We start from the raw sequence: 16,601 nt of genomic DNA, 5'->3' as shown, positions 1-16,601 counted from the left end.
CGCCGCGCGGGCCTCCCAGTCGTGGTTAATCTCGGGTAAATGCGCGACCACGGTGCCGGTTTGGCGGCGGCGTCGCCTTGATTTGCCGGGGCCGCCTCGATACGGTCCGCCCGCTTTCCGAAAACCCTTGTGAATCCAAAGCCGCTCATGGACCCGACGCCTCCCCACATGCGCCCGGAACGATCGTTCCAGGGCCTGATCCTGACGCTGCAGCGTTTCTGGGCCGATTACGGCTGCGTGATCCTGCAGCCCTACGACATGGAGGTCGGCGCCGGCACCTTCCATCCGGCGACCACGCTGCGCGCGCTCGGCCCGAAGCATTGGCGAGCCGCCTATGTGCAGCCGTCGCGGCGGCCGAAGGACGGCCGCTATGGCGAGAACCCGAACCGGCTGCAGCACTATTACCAGTTTCAGGTGATCCTGAAGCCGTCGCCGCCGGACCTGCAGGACCTCTATCTGAAATCGCTGCAGGCGATCGGCGTCGACACCGCGCTGCACGACGTGCGCTTCGTCGAGGACGATTGGGAGAGCCCGACGCTGGGCGCCTGGGGGCTCGGCTGGGAGTGCTGGTGCGACGGCATGGAAGTCAGCCAGTTCACCTATTTCCAGCAGGTCGCCGGCGTCGAATGCGCCCCGGTCGCGGGCGAACTCACTTACGGCCTCGAGCGGCTGGCGATGTATGTCCAGGGCATCGACCGGGTCTACGACCTCAACTTCAACGGCCGCGACGGCGAAGACAAAGTCACCTATGGCGACGTCTTCCTGCAGGCCGAGAAGGAATATTCGAAACACAATTTCGAGGTCGCCGACACCGACATGCTGTTCGCGCAGTTCAAAATGGCGGAAGAGGCTTGCAAAAAGTATCTCGATGCCGGCTGGACCAGCGACAAACGCGAAGCCCACGCCATGGCGCTGCCGGCCTACGACCAGTGCATCAAGGCCAGCCACGTCTTCAACCTGCTCGACGCGCGCGGCGTGATCTCGGTCACCGAACGCCAAAGCTACATCCTCCGCGTCCGCGACCTCGCGAAAGCCTGCGGCGAAGCGTGGCTGCACACGGAGGCGGGCGGGGCGGGTGAAGCCGTGCGTGGGGAGAGCCGATAATGCCGGATCTTCTCCTCGAATTGTTCTCCGAAGAAATCCCGGCGCGGATGCAGGCGAAGGCTGCTGACGATCTCAAGCGGCTGGTGACCGACAAGCTCGTGGCGGAAGGCCTCGTCTATGAGGGCGCCAAGGCGTTCGCGACGCCGCGGCGGCTGACGCTGACGGTGCACGGCATTCCGGCGCGGCAGCCGGATCTGAAGGATGAGCGCAAGGGGCCGAAGGTCGGCGCGCCGGATGCGGCGGTGCAGGGCTTTCTCAAGGCCACCGGGCTCGCCTCGCTCGACGAGGCCACGATCCAGAAGGACCCGAAGAAGGGCGACTTCTACGTCGCGCTGATCGAAAAGCCGGGGAGGCCTGCGATCGACGTGCTGGCCGAGATCCTGCCGGTGATCGTCCGCACCTTCCCGTGGCCGAAATCGATGCGCTGGGGCGAGCGCTCGGCGAAGCCCGGCGCGCTGCAATGGGTGCGGCCGCTGCATTCGATCGTCGCGACCTTCGGCATCGACACCGAGGAGCCCGACGTGGTGAGCTTCGAGATCAGCGGCATCAAGGCCGGGCAGCTGACGCGCGGCCACCGCTTCATGGCACCAGCCGAGATCAGCGTGCGCCGCTTCGAGGACTACGAGGCGAAGCTGTATGCCGCCAAGGTGGTGCTCGATCCCGCCCGCCGCAAGGACATCATCCTGGCCGACGCGAAAACGCTGGCGCAGGCGCAGAACTACGAACTGGTCGAGGACCAGGGCCTGCTCGACGAAGTCTCGGGGCTGGTGGAATGGCCGGTGGCGCTGATGGGCTCGTTCGACGAGGCCTTCCTGTCGATCCCCGGCGAAGTGATCCGCGCCACCATCCGCGCCAACCAGAAATGCTTCGTGGTCGCCGATCCCGCGACCGGCAAGCTCGCCAACAAGTTCATCCTGACGGCGAACATCGAAGCCAGCGACGGCGGCGCCGCCATCACCGCCGGCAACGAACGCGTGATCCGCGCGCGATTGAGCGATGCGCGGCATTTCTGGGAGACCGATCATAAATCCTTTCCGGAGTATCGTGATAGCGGCTTGCGTCCGCTGGATCAGCGTCTCAAGAAGATTCGGGATCAGAAAATCGTCTTCCACGCGAGCCTTGGTACTCAAGGCGAACGTATAGATCGGATCATTCGTCTTGCTCGTGAGATTGCTCCGTTGGTCGGAGCCGATCCAGACAAGGCAGCCCGTGCGGCCGAATTGGCGAAGGCCGATCTCGTCACCGAAGTGGTCGGCGAATTCCCCGAGCTGCAAGGCCTGATGGGCAAGTACTACGCGCTGGCCCAGGGCGAAGACGCCAGCGTCGCCGCCGCCTGCGAGGAACACTACAAGCCGCAGGGGCCGGCCGATCGTGTGCCGACCGACCCGGTCAGCATCGCGGTGGCGCTCGCCGACAAGCTCGACACGCTGGTCGGCTTCTGGGCGATCGACGAGAAGCCGACGGGGAGCAAGGATCCCTATGCGCTGCGCCGGGCGGCGTTGGGGGTGATCAGGCTGTTGCTTGAGAGTGGCCATCAGATCGCTCTGAGTTCATTCCTTACTGAGGCTTTTGCCAAGTTCTATTCATCATCGGGAGCCACATGGGGAGTACTTATCAACGCGGCAGGGTTTGACGAGCGTGCGCTTGATCTCCTCTCCTTCTTCGCCGACCGCCTGAAAGTCCAACTCCGCGACCAGGGCGCCCGCCACGATCTCGTCGACGCCGTGTTCGCGCTGGAAGGGCAGGACGACATCCTGATGATCGTCCGCCGCGTCGAGGCGCTGGCTGCGTTCCTCGCCACCGACGACGGCAAGAACCTGCTCGCCGGGACCAAGCGCGCGGCGAACATTCTGCGGATCGAGGAGAAGAAGGACGGCCGCGCCTTCGACGGTGCGCCGGATGCGTCGCTCTACGCGCAGGACGAGGAGAAGGCGCTCGCGGCTGCGATCGATCGGGCGCGGGCCGCGGCGACCGAGGCCGTGGCGCGCGAGGATTTCGCCGCGGCGATGAGCGCGATGGCCGGTTTGCGGCCGGCGGTCGATGCGTTCTTCGAGCACGTGACGGTCAACGCCGACGACAAACCCGTCCGCGAAAACCGCCTGAAGCTCTTGAACGAGATCCGCGCCGCGACGCGGGCGGTGGCGGATTTCTCGAAGATCCAGGAGTAGAACCACGCACAGCCGTCATCCTGAGAGTGTGGCTCGAAATGAGAGCAACAAGATCAGGCACTTGAGTTCGTCATTGCGAGGAGCGAAGCGACGAAGCAATCCAGAAGCCCCATACTCGGCGCTGGATTGCTTCGCTTCGCTCGCAATGACGGGGATAGGGCGTTGATTCGGCCGCCTGCATTTCCAGTCAGACTCTGAGGTGCGCGCCCTTGCGCGCCTCAAAGTATGGCCGCGAGGAGGCTTGCCGCCCATCCTTCGAGGCCGTCGCTGCGCGACGGCGCCTGGATGACGGCTGTTGTACTCGCGCCTGTTGTACTCGCGGCTGGTCTGGGCGCGTCTGTCCGGCCGCAGCGCGCCCCGCATCCTCTCAGTATCGCTCCGGCACGTACATCTCCGGCGGGATCGGGGTGCGGATGTAGTCCGGGTGATGAATCCGCGGCGGCAGCACGACGCGTTCGCTCGGCACTTCCTCGTACGGCACCTGATCCAGCAGATGCGCGATGCAGTTCAGCCGCGCCTTCTTCTTGTCGACGGCCTGCACCACGTGCCACGGCGCCTCGGCGATGTGGGTGCGCTCCAGCATCTCTTCCTTCGCCTTGGTGTAGTTCTCCCAGCGCGCGCGGGATTGCACGTCCATCGGGCTCAGCTTCCACTGCTTCAGCGGATCGTTGATCCGCATCATGAAGCGCAGCTGCTGCTCGTCGTCGGTGATCGAGAACCAGTATTTGATCAGCACGATGCCGGAGCGCACCAGCATGCGCTCGAATTCCGGCACCGAGCGGAAGAATTCCTCGACCTCGGCCTCGGTGCAGAAGCCCATCACCCGCTCGACCCCGGCGCGGTTGTACCAGCTGCGGTCGAACAGCACGATCTCGCCGGCGGCCGGCAGGTGCGAGACGTAGCGCTGGAAGTACCATTGGCTGCGTTCGCGCACGCTCGGCGCCGGCAGCGCCGCGACCCGGCAGATCCGCGGATTGAGCCGCTGGGTGATGCGCTTGATCACGCCGCCCTTGCCGGCGGAATCGCGACCCTCGAACACCACCACCACCTTCAGCCCCTGATGCTGCACCCAGCTCTGCAGCTTCACCAGCTCGCCCTGCAGCCGGAACAGCTCCTTGAAGTAGATGCGGCGGTCGACGGTGTCGGCCGGCGAATGTGCGGCGAATTCGTTGGTCAGTGCGTCGAGACGATCGTCGTCGATCTCGAGTTCCAGTTCCTCGTCGAAACTGTCGAGCATCTCGGCCGCGATCCGTTGCCGGACCGACATTTCGTCGACCGGCTGGGCGGGCGTCCTGGTCGGCTTCGCAGTCTTCTTGACGGGTTTCGGCGCAGGCTTGCGGGGCATCGGGGTCTCCGGGATGAGGTCGCCGGTAACTGCCGCTGCGTGTTTGTCACGCGTATGACGGGGACAGAGGTGCGATGATTTGGCGCGTGAGGCGATCTCGAGGCGAGGTCGAGCCCCGCGCACGGCCTGCTCCCTCGCCCCGCTCTTGTGGGGAGAGGGGTGGGGTGAGGGGCGGCCGCGAGTCGCTGGGGCTCGGCTATGGTGATGCGCCCCCTCACCCGACCAGCTTCGCTGCGCTACGCCGGGTTCGCGAGCTGCGCTCGCGCCCCGGAATGACGCCGAGAAGGAAGTGCTAATCAGCCCGCCCGCGCCGCACCGAAGCGCAGCACGGCATCGACCATCCGATCGACGTCCTCAAAGGTCGTGCGGTGATTGACGATCGCGGCGCGGATCGCGAGGGCGCCGTCGATCGTGGTCGAGGACGGCGCGGCGATTCCGGATTCGTGCAGGTCGGCGACGATCTCGGCGTTCAGCGCATCGGCATCGGCACTGCGAGACGGCGTGCGATAGCGGAAGCAGACGATGTTGAGCGCGACCGGCGCCAGCATTTCCAGTTCCGGTTCGCGTCGCACCCGCGTTTCGAGATGGCGCGCCACCGCGCAGGTGCGCGCGATCATCCTGCCGAGCCGGTCGGCGCCGTAGGTCTTCAGCGTGAACCAGGTCTTCAGCGCGCGAAAGCCGCGCGAAAGATCCGGCCCATAGTCGCACGGCCAGGGCGAGCCGCCGGCAAGCCCGCGGGTCTCGCGGCGCAGATAGGCGGCGGGCGCCGCGAAGGTCGCGCGATGCTGGTCGCCGTCGCGCACGATCAGGAAGCCGGCGTCGTAATTGACCTGGCCCCATTTGTGAAAATCCAGCGCGACCGAATCCGCCTCGCTCAGCCCGGCGAGTTTCGGCGCGATCTGCGGCGACAGCATCCCGAGCGAGCCATAGGCGCCGTCGACGTGAAACCACAATTTCTCTTCGCGGCAGAGCTGCGCCAGCGCAGACAGATCGTCGATGGCGCCGACGTCCACGGTGCCGGCCGAACCCGTCACCAGGAACGGCGCAAAGCCCGCGGCGCGATCCTCCGCGATCCGCGCGCGCAGCGCGGCGATATCGATGCGATGCGCCGCGTCGAACGGAATCCGCCGCAGCGCGCCGCGGCCGAGGCCGGCGAGATCGGCAGCCTGGATCACGCAGCCATGCGCCGCCGCCGAGGCATAGGCGGTGAGCGGCGCGCCTGATAGTCCGCCCTCGCGGACCTGCGGCCCGAGTGCGGCGGTGCGCGCCACCAGCAGCGCCATCAGATTGGCCATCGACGAGCCGGTGACGAACACGCCGCTCGCGCTATCGGGGAAGCCGAACAGCTCGCCCACCCAGCGCACGATCTGGCGCTCGACCTCGATGCCGATGTGATCGCGGCCGCCGCAATTGGCGTTCAGCCCCGCCGCCAGCATCTCGGCGAGCATGCCCACCGCGGTGCCGCCGCCATGCACCCAGCCCATGAAGCCGGGATGCACATTGCCGGTGGCGTAGGGCGCGATGCTGTTCGAGAACTCCTGATACACATCGCCGAGCGGCGTCTCGCCGCGCGGCAGCGCCTCGCTGAAGCGCGTGCGGATATCGTCGGGGATCGGTTGCCACACCGGCCGCTCGCGCACATCCGCGATGTAGTCGATGATGTCGTCGAGCATGCCATGCGCGTCGGCGCGCAGGCTGTCCCAGTCGTCGGGATCGAGGCTCGACGCGCCGGCATGCCCGCCGACGCGCTCCGCCCCACTCACGCGACGCTCTGTCGACGCGACGCCACGCGATGCTCCAGCATCGCCGCGAACGCCTCGAAGATCTTGATCATCTGCGGCGGCTTGTAGGGATACAGCTCCGGGCTGTCCATGTTGTGGACCACCGCGGTGTTGTCGATCTCGAACACCAGGAGATCGCCGGCCGGCGTCTGCGCGCAGTCGATGGTGAAGTAATCGAGCCCGATCCGTTCGATCATGCCGTCGAGCGCGGTGCGGTGCCGCCGCGCGAAGCCGAAATCGAAGGTGTGGAAGAACGCCGCCTCTTCCAGCCGTTTACTGGCGCTGTGCGCCATCCCGGCGTTGAGGTACCAGATGTCCCAGCGGTCGGCGATCGCCATGTGGCAGGCATAGGGCTTGCCGTCGACCACGACGATTCGATATTTGCGGAACATCCCGTCGTCGCTGGCATAATCGACATAGCGCGCGACGAAATACTCGTCCTCGATGCGGCCTTCGAGATAGGCGGCGAGCGCGGCCTGGTCCTCGATCCGCGCCAGGCCGAAGCCGGCATGCGAGCCGCGCGGCCGCGCGATGATCGGATAGCCGACGCCCTGGGTGACGTCGGCGAGCGCAGCGTCGCCCGCCGCCACCGCGGCGAGTGCGTCGCGGCCGACCGGAATGGTGGCGGGAATGTCGAGGCCGTCGACGTCGCCGATCAGCCGGTACAGCTTGTCGCGGTCGAGATGGCCGATCAGATGCGGCGGGTTGAGCAGCGGCGCCGGCCAGGTCGGCGCGCGCGCCGCGATCTTCGCCAGCGCGCCGCGGCATTCCTCGGAGTCGGAGGCGATCACGATCGCCAGATCGTGCGCCGGCAGCGGATCGGGCAGCGGCACGCCGTCGACCACATACAGCGTCAGCAGCTCGATCCCGGAGGTCTCCAGCAGAAATTCGATCGGCGTGTTGCCGCCCATGTCGATGTCGGCGGCGAGCGCCAGCACCCGCATCTGCGGATGTTGGCTCGCACAGGGCGAGCGGAACAATTGATGCTGCGCCAGCGTCTCGGTCTGCACCGACAGCCCGGCCTGTTTGTGGCCGAACAGTTGCGTGATCAGCGCCAGATCAAGCTGTTCGCCGGCGCTCGCGGCGTCCTGATCGACCCTGGTCATGAGTTCCTGCCACAGCGGAAACAGGTTCTCGCCGTCGAACGCCCGCTTGGTCAGGCGCGCGAAGCCGATCCGGTCGGCGATCGGCTGCGGGGCGGGCGGCTGTTGCGTCTCAGTGGGCATATTGGTCCTTGGCGATTTCGATGGAGTCGGGCTGCGGCAGCAGCGCATGGATGGCGGCGATCACGGCGGCGGCCTCGTCGAGGATGCGGCCGAACGCGTCGTGCGGCCGATCGGGATGCGTCGCGAAGGCGTCGGTGACATGGCGTCCGCTGATGCAGATCCGCAGCGCCGCCACCGCGTCGTCGTTGGCACCGCCCCAGCCGACCGGCTGTCCGATCAGGCACGGCGTGGCGTTTTGCGTCTCGTCGCGCAGCCTCGTGTAGATCGCGCGGCATTGAGCCAGCGACAGCGGCGCGCCGCCGGGCGCGAGGGTGAAGGCGAAGATCGAGGGCGCGGCGAACTCGTCGTCGCGTTCGGGATGCGGCTGCGGCGGCAACAGCCGCAGCGCCGGCGATGCGGCGATCAGCCTGGCGATGCCGCAGCCGAGCGTGCGCAGCGCGGCGCGGCGGAACTCGTCGGGAACCGCGTAGTAAGCGCGGATGTCTTCCAGCGCCGCTTCCCAGCGCAGCCACTGGCCGAAATTCGGCGCCGCCGAGAATTGCGCGCGCAAGCCGCGCCAGCGCATCGGCCAGTCGCTGCGGCTGGCGTAGTCGGCCAGCCCCGGGGCGAGCTGCGTCAGCGCGCCGATCTGCGCGCCGAGCCGCGGCGGCACCAGCAGCGCGCCGCTGAACGGCGGGCCGGCGTGGTATTTCGAGCCGGTCAGCAGCACCAGATCGCCGCGCGCCAGACAGCGCGCGATCCGGCGGCGGCCGAGCCGCATCTGGCAGGCGTCGACCACGATCTGCACCCGGCCGGGCCAGCGCCGGGCGATCTCCGCGGTGCAGCGGTCGCTCGGCGCCTGCAGGCCGAGCTTGGAGCAGTCCATCACTTCGAGCATCACCCGTGCGCCTTGCGCCACGAGCGATTCCACCGTCTCCAGCACCTCGGCGTCGATCGACGAGGGCGACCGCAGCCGGCCGTCGGCGTCGCGCAGCCGCAGCGCGAGGCTGCGCACCGGGCCGAGCCCGTTCACCGGCGCGCCCCTGGTCACCTTGCAGTCGTTGGTGCTGCGATCGCCGAAATGATGCCCGCGCGCGGTGTGCATGGTGCCGGTGCCGGTCTGGTCGGCGGCGACGATCAGCGTCGTCACCTCGCCGCCGGTCAGCGCGCGGGTCAGCGCCAGCGCCTGCAATTGCGCGTCGGTGCCCGATGCCGAGAACACAATGTCGGCGTCGGTGTGCTCGAGCCCGAGCAGCGCTTTCAGCTCGTCGCGCATCGCCTCGATCCGCGCATCTAAGCACGCGATCAGCCCGTGCAGCATCGCCGACGACATCAGCGCCGTGCGGGCGCGCTCGGCCGCCTCGTAGCCGCGCTGCGAGATCGTGGTCGCGGTGCAGGACGAGAAGCTGGGAATCTCCGGGGTCGGGGTCGGGCTGCAGCCATAGGCATTGTGGACGGTCGATGGGTCGACCGCGAGCCGGGCGTCGCCGCCGCAGGTCAGAAGCTGTTCGAGCGGAGCGAACAATTCGCGCAGCTTCGAGCGGGTGCGCAGCCCTGGCTCGGTCAGGGGCCGGCGGTCGGCTGCGGTGCGCGGTAGGCTCCGGGTGTTCGACATCGCTCAACCTCTCGCCCGGCACGCCGGGCGGTCGTCGGCGCCGCGGCCGGATGCCGGGCGCTATGCTCAACGAGACGTAAACGAACTTGGTTAATGCCGGCTTTATCTCCGCGCTGCGACGGTTCCGGGACGCGGCGGAGAGGCGGGGTTCGCGGGCGGCGCTGCGTAAAAATGCCGGCGCCCCGCGGGCGCCGGCCGTTTGTCGTGCGGTCGGGCCGATCAGGCGGCGCGGACGTTGTCGAGAAACTTCGACACCTCGATCTTGAGGCGATTGCTGTCCTGCGACAGCGATTTCGCCGCCGACAGCACCTGGCTCGAGGCCGAGCCGGTCTCGGTGGCGCCGCGCTGCACGTCGGTGATGTTGACCGACACCTGCTGGGTGCCGATCGCCGCCTGCTGGACGTTGCGCGAGATCTCCTGCGTGGCCGCGCCCTGTTCCTCGACCGCCGAGGCGATGGTGGAGGAGATTTCCGACATCCGCCCGATGGTCCCGCCGATCTCCTTGATCGCCGTCACCGACTGGTCGGTCGCCGATTGGATGCCGTTGATCTGCTGGCTGATCTCGCCGGTGGCCTTGGCGGTCTGCTCGGCCAGCGCCTTGACCTCGGCGGCGACCACGGCGAAGCCGCGACCGGCCTCGCCGGCGCGCGCCGCCTCGATCGTGGCGTTCAGCGCCAGCAGGTTGGTCTGGCCGGCGATGGTGTTGATCAGTTCGACCACGTCGCCGATCCGCGCCGCCGCCTTGGCCAGTTCTTCCACCCGGCCATTGGTGGCGCGGGCCTGCTCGACCGCCTCATGGGCGATACGGGCGGATTCCTGCACCTGGCGGCTGATTTCGTTGACCGACGAACTCATCTCCTCGGTCGCCGACGCCACCGACTGGACGTTGGTGGAGGCTTCCTCCGACGCCGCGGACACCATGGTGGCGAGGTGCTGCGAGCGCTCCGCGGTCGTGGTCAGCGTCGTCGCCGAGGCTTCCAGTTCGTGCGAGGCCGAGGACACGGTCTCGACGATCTCGCCGATCGCCCGCTCGAATTCGTCGGCGAGGCGCTTGGTGTCGGCCTTGCGTTGCGTGGCCGCGCGCGCTTCCACCGCGTGCTGTTCGGCCTCGAGCCGCTGGCGCTCGATCGCGTTGTGCTTGAACACTTCGACCGCGCCGGCCATCTCGCCGATCTCGTCGCGACGCCCGACGCCGGGCACTTCGGCGTCGAGCCGGCCGCCGGCCACATCCTTCATTGCGGAGGTCATCGCGTTGATCGGCCGGGTGATGCCGCGCGCCACCAGGATCGACACCGCGGTGATGATCAGCAGCGCGATCGTCGCGGCGATCAGCAGACGCTGCGTCGCGCTCCAGGTCTGGGCGTCGAGATCGTCGATATACACGCCGGTGCCGATGATCCAGCCCCACGGCGCGAAGCCGGCGACATGGGTCAGCTTCGGGTAGGGCTTGTCCGAGCCCGGCTTCGGCCAGGCGTAGTCGACGAAGCCGCTGCCGTTGCGGCGGACCGTGTCGACCATTTCGGTGAACAGCGGCTTGCCGTTGGGATCGCGGGCGTTCGACTGATCCTTGCCGATCAGTTGCGTCGCGATCGGATGCATCAGCATCATGCTCTGCATGTCGGTGATGAAGAAATATTCCTTGCCGCCGTAGCGCAGCTTGGAGAGCCGCGCCTGCGCGCGCTTCTGCGCCTCGTCGGCCTTGATCTCGCCGCGTTGCGCAGCGTCGTGTTCGTCCTTGACGATCGCGAGCGCGAGGTCGGTGAGATGGGTGAGCTCGATTTGCTTCTGCTGCTTCAGGCCGCCGCCGATCTCCTGCGACGCCATGAAGGTAGTGCCCAGCAGCCCGAGAAAGCCAAGGCCGATCAGCAGATAGATGCGGCGACCGATGGTCATGTGCAGTTTCGATAGCATTCGTGATCTCCGGTTGTCGTATTCTGGGGTCCCGGCTCGCTGACCACATGGCATGTTGCCGCGCACGGCTTGCCTTGCGGCGCCCTATCTCAGGCACCGCGCGGTCGGCCGCACGCCGTGAAATCCCATCCACATTCAGGGAGCCGAGCGCGCCGAGTCATTCCCCGTTTCCCGCCGCGCCCCGCTGCGAAGAATATGAAGGTGAAATGATAGCGATTAGTAAAATTGCGTATCACGCGATATGGAATAGTGGTACCCGTGGGCAGAAATTCCGCCGATTTTCCTCACCCTCATACCGGCGTGGACAGGAATTGGCCCCGGTATAATACGCAGTGGCAAGGCGCCGCAGCCCACTCGGAGTTTCTGTCCTTCCAGAGCGTCGGAGATTGATCCTCTCGGGAATTCAGACTTTCGTCGCGAGGGAAATCCTCACTGCCGCCGTACTCCCCCTGTCGGCCGGCGCGATGCGCGCCGCGAGTCCGGGAGCCCAGCAGAAAGGACCTGATCATGCGAACACTTCTGACCGTCGCCTTCCTCGCCGCCGCGGCGCCTGCCGCCCATGCCGCCCCGCTGATCGGGCCGGAAGCGATGCGCAGCGCCATTGCGGCGGCCTCGCCGGTCGAAACCGTCGCCTGCGTGCGTGGCGGCTGGCGTGGACCGGGCGTCTATCCCGGCTGCCGCGCCTATCGGCCGGGCTATCCGGTGCGGCCGTATAGGTACTACGCGCGGCCGGTCGCGCCGTACTACGTTGGGCCGCGGGTCGTGGTGGCGGGACCGCCGGTGGTGGTCGCGCCGCGGAGCTGCTGGATCGCAGGCGCCTGGCGGCCCTGCTGAACCGATGCGTGATGGCCCGGCCGTCGCGCGTGCACGATCGGACGAGACATCGGCCGAGACACGGGCCGGGCCGGGGGCGGCGGTGATGGACGATGACAGCGACGAGGCGTTGATGGCCGCCGTGGTCGCGCGGCGGCAGCAGGCGTTTCGCGTGCTGATGACGCGTCACATGCCGCGCGCCATCCGGGTCGCGCAGCGCATCGTCCGCGATCCGGCCGAGGCCGACGATATCGGCCAGGAGGCGTTTCTGCGGGTCTGGAACAAGGCGGCGTCGTTCGATCCGCAGATCGCGCGGTTCACCACCTGGCTGTACCGGATCGTGCTCAATCTGGCGTTCGACCGCGCGCGCAAGCCGCAACTCGCGCCGATCGAGGACGCGGCCGAGGTCGCCTCGAGCGAACCCGGTCCGGTGGAGACGCTCATTGCGGCTCAGCAGCGCCGCGCGCTGGAGCAGGCGATGGCCGCTCTGCCGGAGCGCCAGCGCGGCGCGGTGGCGCTGTTCCACATGGAAGGTTTGAGCGGCGAGGCCGCGGCGCAAGCGATGAATTTGAGCCCCAAGGCGTTCGAATCGCTGCTGGGGCGGGCGCGGGCCGCGCTGCGCAAGGAAGTCGAGAGACTGCAAGATCACAGGAGGGACGCATGAATCGCGAACAGTTCAGGCAACTGGCAGAAAGCTGGGGCGGCGACATCGGGCGCTGGCCGCCCGATGTCCGCGACGCTGCGCGGCGCCTGGCCGATCGGGACGGTGAGGCCGCGGCAATGCTGCAGACGCAGGCGGAGTTCGATCGTCTGCTGGCGATCGCGCCCGAGGTCGACGCCGCGCGCGCCGGCCGCGCCGGGCTGTCGGTGCTGCAGCGGATCGCCGCCGCGGAGGCCGAAGCGGTTCGGGAGCCCTGGGTTCGCCGGTGGCTCCGGTCGAACTCGCTGCTGCCGGCCGGCAGCCTCGCCTGCTCGGCGCTGCTCGGCGTCTGGATGGCCAGCACGCTGCCCTATCACCGGGACGCGCAGGCGCTGGAAGCCGTCAGCGCCGTGTTCGACGCGTCCGCGATCGCCTTGTGGAGCGGGCAATGACCGTCCGGCTGGGTCCTTTCACCGGCGGCCGCCTGCTGCTGCTGGTGTCGCTGTGTCTCAATGTCGCGCTCGGCGCCTATGTCGGCGTGCAATGGTCGCAACCGGAATGGCGGCCGGCCAGCGCCGGCATGCCGCAGCGGATCATGGAGCGCGTGGCGTCGCGGCTGCCGGAGCCGGATGCCGAGATCCTGCGCCGCAATTTCGAGGCCCGGCAGACCGAACTGCGGCCGCTGCAGCAGCAATACACCGCGGCGCTGCTGAAGACGCTGCGGCTGATCAGGCAGGCCGATCTCGACAAGCCGGCGCTGCGCGCGGCGATCGACGACGCCCGCAACAAGCGGATCGCGATCGGCCACGTCGTCGCCGACACGTTCGTGGAAACGCTCGAACAGGTCTCGGAGAAAGGACGACGGCAACTCGTCGGCGGATTTCTTCCCTGACGGACGACGCCGCAGCGAGGGATCGCGCCGGCTGGTGCGTATCATCTACATCCGTTGCCCAGAGGCAACTTTCGACCGCAAGGAGCCGACATGCGAATGACTTCGAAAATCCCGCTCCGCCGCAAGGCCATGCTGCGCGTCAGCGACGCGATGGTGCGGGCCACACTGGTCGCCGCCTGCGTGATCGCCGCGCTGGCCGTGTCGCTCTCGCTGGCGAGCGCGCAGGACCAGGGCAAGGCCCGCGAAGCCTGCAAGCCCGACTATCAGAAACTCTGCAGCGGCGTGATGCCGGGCGGCGGCCGCATCAAGAAATGCCTGGCCGAAAACCGCGATGCCTTGTCGGCCGCCTGCAAGCAGGTGCTCGACGACATGAAGTAAGCGGCGCGCCGCTACTTCATCATGCTGCAACATCTTCCACCGTCATCGCCGGGCTCGACCCGGCGATCCATCCTCTTCGCAAAGTGCTTTCGACGCGCTTGGCGCGATGGATGCGGGGCCTTCGCCGCGCCGAAGGGGCTTCGGCCCCGCAGGCGGGTCAAGCCCGCGCATGACGACGGAGTGGAATAAGGCGCTCTCATCATAGCAAGCTCTCATCACAGCAGACCGTCATCCCCCGCGCATGCGGGGGATCCAGTATCCCGGAGCGTTCGATGGGGCGCACTGCCGATGAACCAGCGCTCTGGAATACTGGTTCGCCCGCCTTCGCGGACGATGACTGGTGAGGGTGAGGCTGGGCCATGCCCGGGCAAACGCCCGTCGAGTTTGGCCGCGGAGGTCGAGGATCGCGGCCGGCCGCTTACTGTTGCGTGGTTCGCCGGATGGTCGGCGGACCAGGAACAACGGTCTGACAGGCCCGCTTCGCGGTTCGATTGTTGTGCCAGACCAGCACCGCGCCCATCACAGTGACCAGCGCGGGAATAGCCAGCAGATACAGCACGTCATTCATCGGAGGCTCCGTAGCGCGCTACGTGCCAGCAAATGTAGGATGCCGCTCAGAACCACGCAACCACATCCGACGATGAGGAAGTCGCTCTTGATGAGCAGCGGCCGTTCCGACAGCAGCGACAGCGCCGGCGCGAAAACGCCGGCGGCGATGATGCCCACGCCCAGATTGCTGACGAAACCGGCCGTCAGTTTGGTGACTTCGTTCTGGGCGGTCTGAGAGAGATCGGCCATCGCCCAATCGCCCTACAGCCTGTACGCCGTCCGGAAACCGCCCCAGTGCCGGCCGCGGACTTTCACCGGGACGTCGATCTCGCGCATCATCACCATGTTGCCGCCGCCCATGTCGCGCGCGTAGCTCTGGATCAGGAACGGGCGGGTGTTGCGGCCCGCCGCAAGCCCGGCGGGGTCGTTGAAGATCCGGCGGTTGCGCGCATTCGCGGTGTTGAAGGTGACGTCGCCCGGCCGCTGCGGCTGCGAGTAGATCCTGTTGTGCACCGGCAGGTAGCCGTTGCGGTCGATCATCGCGCAGAACGCCATCCGCTTGTCCCTGGCGAGGAACGCCTCCTGGAACGGCGGCAGCGCCTGATCCGCCCAGGTCAGGATCCGGGTGCGATACTGCGTCGGGTTGGTGCCGGCGATCTCGACGTAGTTGTCGTCGAACATCTCATCCAGCGTGATCGCGCCGGTGGCGATTCCGCGCTCGAAGATGTCCGTCAAGGCGTGGCCGGCTTCCAGCGCGCGAGTGACGAATTCGGTGTTCTCGTCGCGGATTGCCCACAGCCGGTCCTCGATCCGGGCCCGCAGCGTGGCGTCGGGCGCCACGAAGCTCGCCTGCGCGCCGGCGCCGGTGTGCTCGGTGATGCGGATCCTGCAGGCGCCGATGTCGGGCAGCTCGGCGGCGAGCGGCTGCTTCACCGGCAGTGTCGCGGCGCCGGGCCCTGCGATCAGCACGCCGTCCAGCGAAATTTCGTAGACCGGCGCGTCGACCTTGCCGCGCGGCGTGTCGATCGTGACCGACAGATGGCACGGCAGCTTCTCGCGCTTGCGCGCCGCTTCGCGGTCGCCCTGCTTCAGCAGCACCGCGGTGCGCGCGCGCAGCTTCTCGGCATACATCGTCACCGCCTGACCGGCCCTGGCGACCTCGTCGCCGTGCTGCTCGGCCTCGCGGGTGGCGCTGTCGATCTCGGCGGCGCTGTCGCCGACCGAGACGATGAAGCTGCTCGCGGTCGCGGCGTTGCCGGCGATGTCGCCGGTGGTGGAGTTCTGCTCGGCGACCGCGCCGTTGACGTTCTCGAACACCGGCCGGATCGCCGCGATCGCGCTGGTGATGCGGTGGACGGCGTCGGCCGAGGTCGAGGCGTCGCGCTGCAGTGCGTCGATCTTGCGCTTGATCTCCTCGGTCGCCTCCTGGGTCTGCACCGCGAGCGCCTTGACCTCGGTGGCGACCACCGCGAAGCCGCGGCCGGCGGCGCCGGCGCGCGCCGCCTCGATCGTCGAGTTCAGCGCCAGCAGCGTGGTCTGCCGCGCGATCTGCGCGATCAGATTGACGACATTGCCGATCGCCGCGGACGAATCCCGCAGCCGCTCGACATTGGCGGTGGCCTCGTCGGCCGCGGCGCTGGCGTCGTCGGCGAGCTGTGCCGCCTGCCGCACCTGGGCGCCGATGCCTTGCGCGGATTCGGTGAATTTGTCCGCCACCTGCGAGAACGAGGTCGCGGTCGCCTGCGCGGCGCTGGTTCGCCCGGTCAGCGCATCGGTGCGCTCGCGGATGGTGTGCAGCGTCGTCGTGGTCGATTCGACGCCGGTGGTCACCGACTGCGCGGCGCGTTCGAGCTGGCGAATCAGCGAGCCGAGCTCGAGTTCGAGCAGTTCGAGGATTTCGGACGCCGAATCAGCCTCGGCGGCGGGTGGGGGAGAAGCCGGTGCGGGCGCTGTGACCCGCGCAGTTTCAGGCGCAGCCGTCGCCGGCTGCCGGTTTCGAAAGAGGCCGAACGCCATGAATCCTCCCGCGTGACGCGAAATTTGTCCGATACTCTCGCGTGACTACGTGAAATTGCGGTTAAATTTCTCGATGCGGAAATCCGGTTCCCCCTTGGATATTGGGCCAGGTCTTTGATTTCGGGCCCTGTGCCGCTTATAACCCCGCGCCGCAGCCCGAAATTTTCTGATCGACCGCGAGAGA

The 16,601-nt window shown here is 67.7% G+C and carries 15 protein-coding genes; 7 read left to right on the top strand and 8 right to left on the bottom strand.

The window, feature by feature from the left end:
- The first annotated feature begins 147 nt into the window (after positions 1-147).
- The gene (locus tag ACTZWT_RS18055) at positions 148-1,104 is read left to right on the top strand and encodes a glycine--tRNA ligase subunit alpha (RefSeq protein ID WP_444771060.1); all 957 of its coding nucleotides are present in this window, start codon (positions 148-150) and stop codon (positions 1,102-1,104) included.
- Positions 1,104-3,272 carry a glycine--tRNA ligase subunit beta gene (glyS, locus tag ACTZWT_RS18050; protein WP_444771059.1) on the top strand — a complete coding sequence of 723 codons (2,169 nt, stop codon included), beginning with the start codon at positions 1,104-1,106 and terminating at the stop codon, positions 3,270-3,272. The genes ACTZWT_RS18055 and glyS overlap by 1 nt, the downstream gene beginning before the upstream one ends.
- 367 nt (positions 3,273-3,639) lie before the next feature.
- Here glyS and ppk2 read toward each other — a convergent pair whose 3' ends face one another.
- The 5 genes from ppk2 to ACTZWT_RS18025 all read right to left on the bottom strand — a co-directional run bounded on the left by ppk2 (position 3,640) and on the right by ACTZWT_RS18025 (position 11,129).
- The gene (gene ppk2, locus ACTZWT_RS18045) at positions 3,640-4,539 is read right to left on the bottom strand and encodes a polyphosphate kinase 2 (RefSeq protein WP_444771271.1); all 900 of its coding nucleotides are present in this window, start codon (positions 4,537-4,539) and stop codon (positions 3,640-3,642) included.
- A 374-nt stretch (positions 4,540-4,913) separates the two neighbouring features.
- A complete protein-coding gene (locus tag ACTZWT_RS18040) occupies positions 4,914-6,380 on the bottom strand; it encodes a pyridoxal phosphate-dependent decarboxylase family protein (RefSeq protein WP_444771058.1) in 1,467 nt (488 codons plus the stop codon).
- Positions 6,377-7,624, bottom strand: a complete 1,248-nt coding sequence (locus tag ACTZWT_RS18035; protein ID WP_444771057.1) for an ATP-grasp domain-containing protein — start codon at positions 7,622-7,624, stop codon at positions 6,377-6,379. Before ACTZWT_RS18035 ends, ACTZWT_RS18040 begins: the two co-directional genes overlap by 4 nt.
- On the bottom strand, positions 7,614-9,218 hold the full coding sequence (locus tag ACTZWT_RS18030) for a hypothetical protein (protein WP_444771056.1): 1,605 nt from the start codon (positions 9,216-9,218) through the stop codon (positions 7,614-7,616). Before ACTZWT_RS18030 ends, ACTZWT_RS18035 begins: the two co-directional genes overlap by 11 nt.
- A gap of 219 nt (positions 9,219-9,437) precedes the next feature.
- On the bottom strand, positions 9,438-11,129 hold the full coding sequence (locus ACTZWT_RS18025; protein WP_444771055.1) for a methyl-accepting chemotaxis protein: 1,692 nt from the start codon (positions 11,127-11,129) through the stop codon (positions 9,438-9,440).
- A 507-nt stretch (positions 11,130-11,636) separates the two neighbouring features.
- On the opposite strand from ACTZWT_RS18025, the gene ACTZWT_RS18020 reads away from it, so the two are divergent.
- From ACTZWT_RS18020 to ACTZWT_RS18000, 5 genes are all read left to right on the top strand, one after another.
- Positions 11,637-11,963 carry a hypothetical protein gene (locus tag ACTZWT_RS18020; RefSeq protein WP_444771054.1) on the top strand — a complete coding sequence of 109 codons (327 nt, stop codon included), beginning with the start codon at positions 11,637-11,639 and terminating at the stop codon, positions 11,961-11,963.
- Between the two features lie 4 nt (positions 11,964-11,967).
- Entirely contained in the window at positions 11,968-12,606 is a 639-nt protein-coding gene (locus ACTZWT_RS18015; RefSeq protein ID WP_444771053.1) for an RNA polymerase sigma factor, read from the top strand.
- Positions 12,603-13,034 carry a hypothetical protein gene (locus tag ACTZWT_RS18010; protein WP_444771052.1) on the top strand — a complete coding sequence of 144 codons (432 nt, stop codon included), beginning with the start codon at positions 12,603-12,605 and terminating at the stop codon, positions 13,032-13,034. Before ACTZWT_RS18015 ends, ACTZWT_RS18010 begins: the two co-directional genes overlap by 4 nt.
- Positions 13,031-13,474 carry a periplasmic heavy metal sensor gene (locus ACTZWT_RS18005; RefSeq protein WP_444771051.1) on the top strand — a complete coding sequence of 148 codons (444 nt, stop codon included), beginning with the start codon at positions 13,031-13,033 and terminating at the stop codon, positions 13,472-13,474. The genes ACTZWT_RS18010 and ACTZWT_RS18005 overlap by 4 nt, the downstream gene beginning before the upstream one ends.
- A gap of 96 nt (positions 13,475-13,570) precedes the next feature.
- The gene (locus ACTZWT_RS18000; RefSeq protein ID WP_444771050.1) at positions 13,571-13,852 is read left to right on the top strand and encodes a cysteine rich repeat-containing protein; all 282 of its coding nucleotides are present in this window, start codon (positions 13,571-13,573) and stop codon (positions 13,850-13,852) included.
- A gap of 418 nt (positions 13,853-14,270) precedes the next feature.
- On the opposite strand, the gene ACTZWT_RS17995 is transcribed toward ACTZWT_RS18000, so the two are convergent.
- Genes ACTZWT_RS17995 through ACTZWT_RS17985 form a run of 3 tightly spaced genes read right to left on the bottom strand, consistent with a single transcriptional unit; the run spans position 14,271 to position 16,417 of the window.
- Positions 14,271-14,420, bottom strand: coding sequence for a hypothetical protein (locus ACTZWT_RS17995; RefSeq protein ID WP_444771049.1), 150 nt, complete (start codon positions 14,418-14,420; stop codon positions 14,271-14,273).
- Positions 14,417-14,650 (bottom strand): hypothetical protein, encoded by a 234-nt coding sequence (locus ACTZWT_RS17990; RefSeq protein WP_444771048.1) that lies wholly within the window; start codon positions 14,648-14,650, stop codon positions 14,417-14,419. Before ACTZWT_RS17990 ends, ACTZWT_RS17995 begins: the two co-directional genes overlap by 4 nt.
- Before the next feature lie 12 nt (positions 14,651-14,662).
- The gene (locus ACTZWT_RS17985) at positions 14,663-16,417 is read right to left on the bottom strand and encodes a methyl-accepting chemotaxis protein (protein ID WP_444771047.1); all 1,755 of its coding nucleotides are present in this window, start codon (positions 16,415-16,417) and stop codon (positions 14,663-14,665) included.
- Between the last annotated feature and the right edge of the window lie 184 nt (positions 16,418-16,601).

Source organism: Rhodopseudomonas sp. NSM, from assembly GCF_052445935.1.
Classification (GTDB): Bacteria; Pseudomonadota; Alphaproteobacteria; order Rhizobiales; family Xanthobacteraceae; genus Rhodopseudomonas.
Note: the sequence above shows the minus strand (reverse complement) of the source record. Positions and strands in the feature narration are given on the sequence as shown.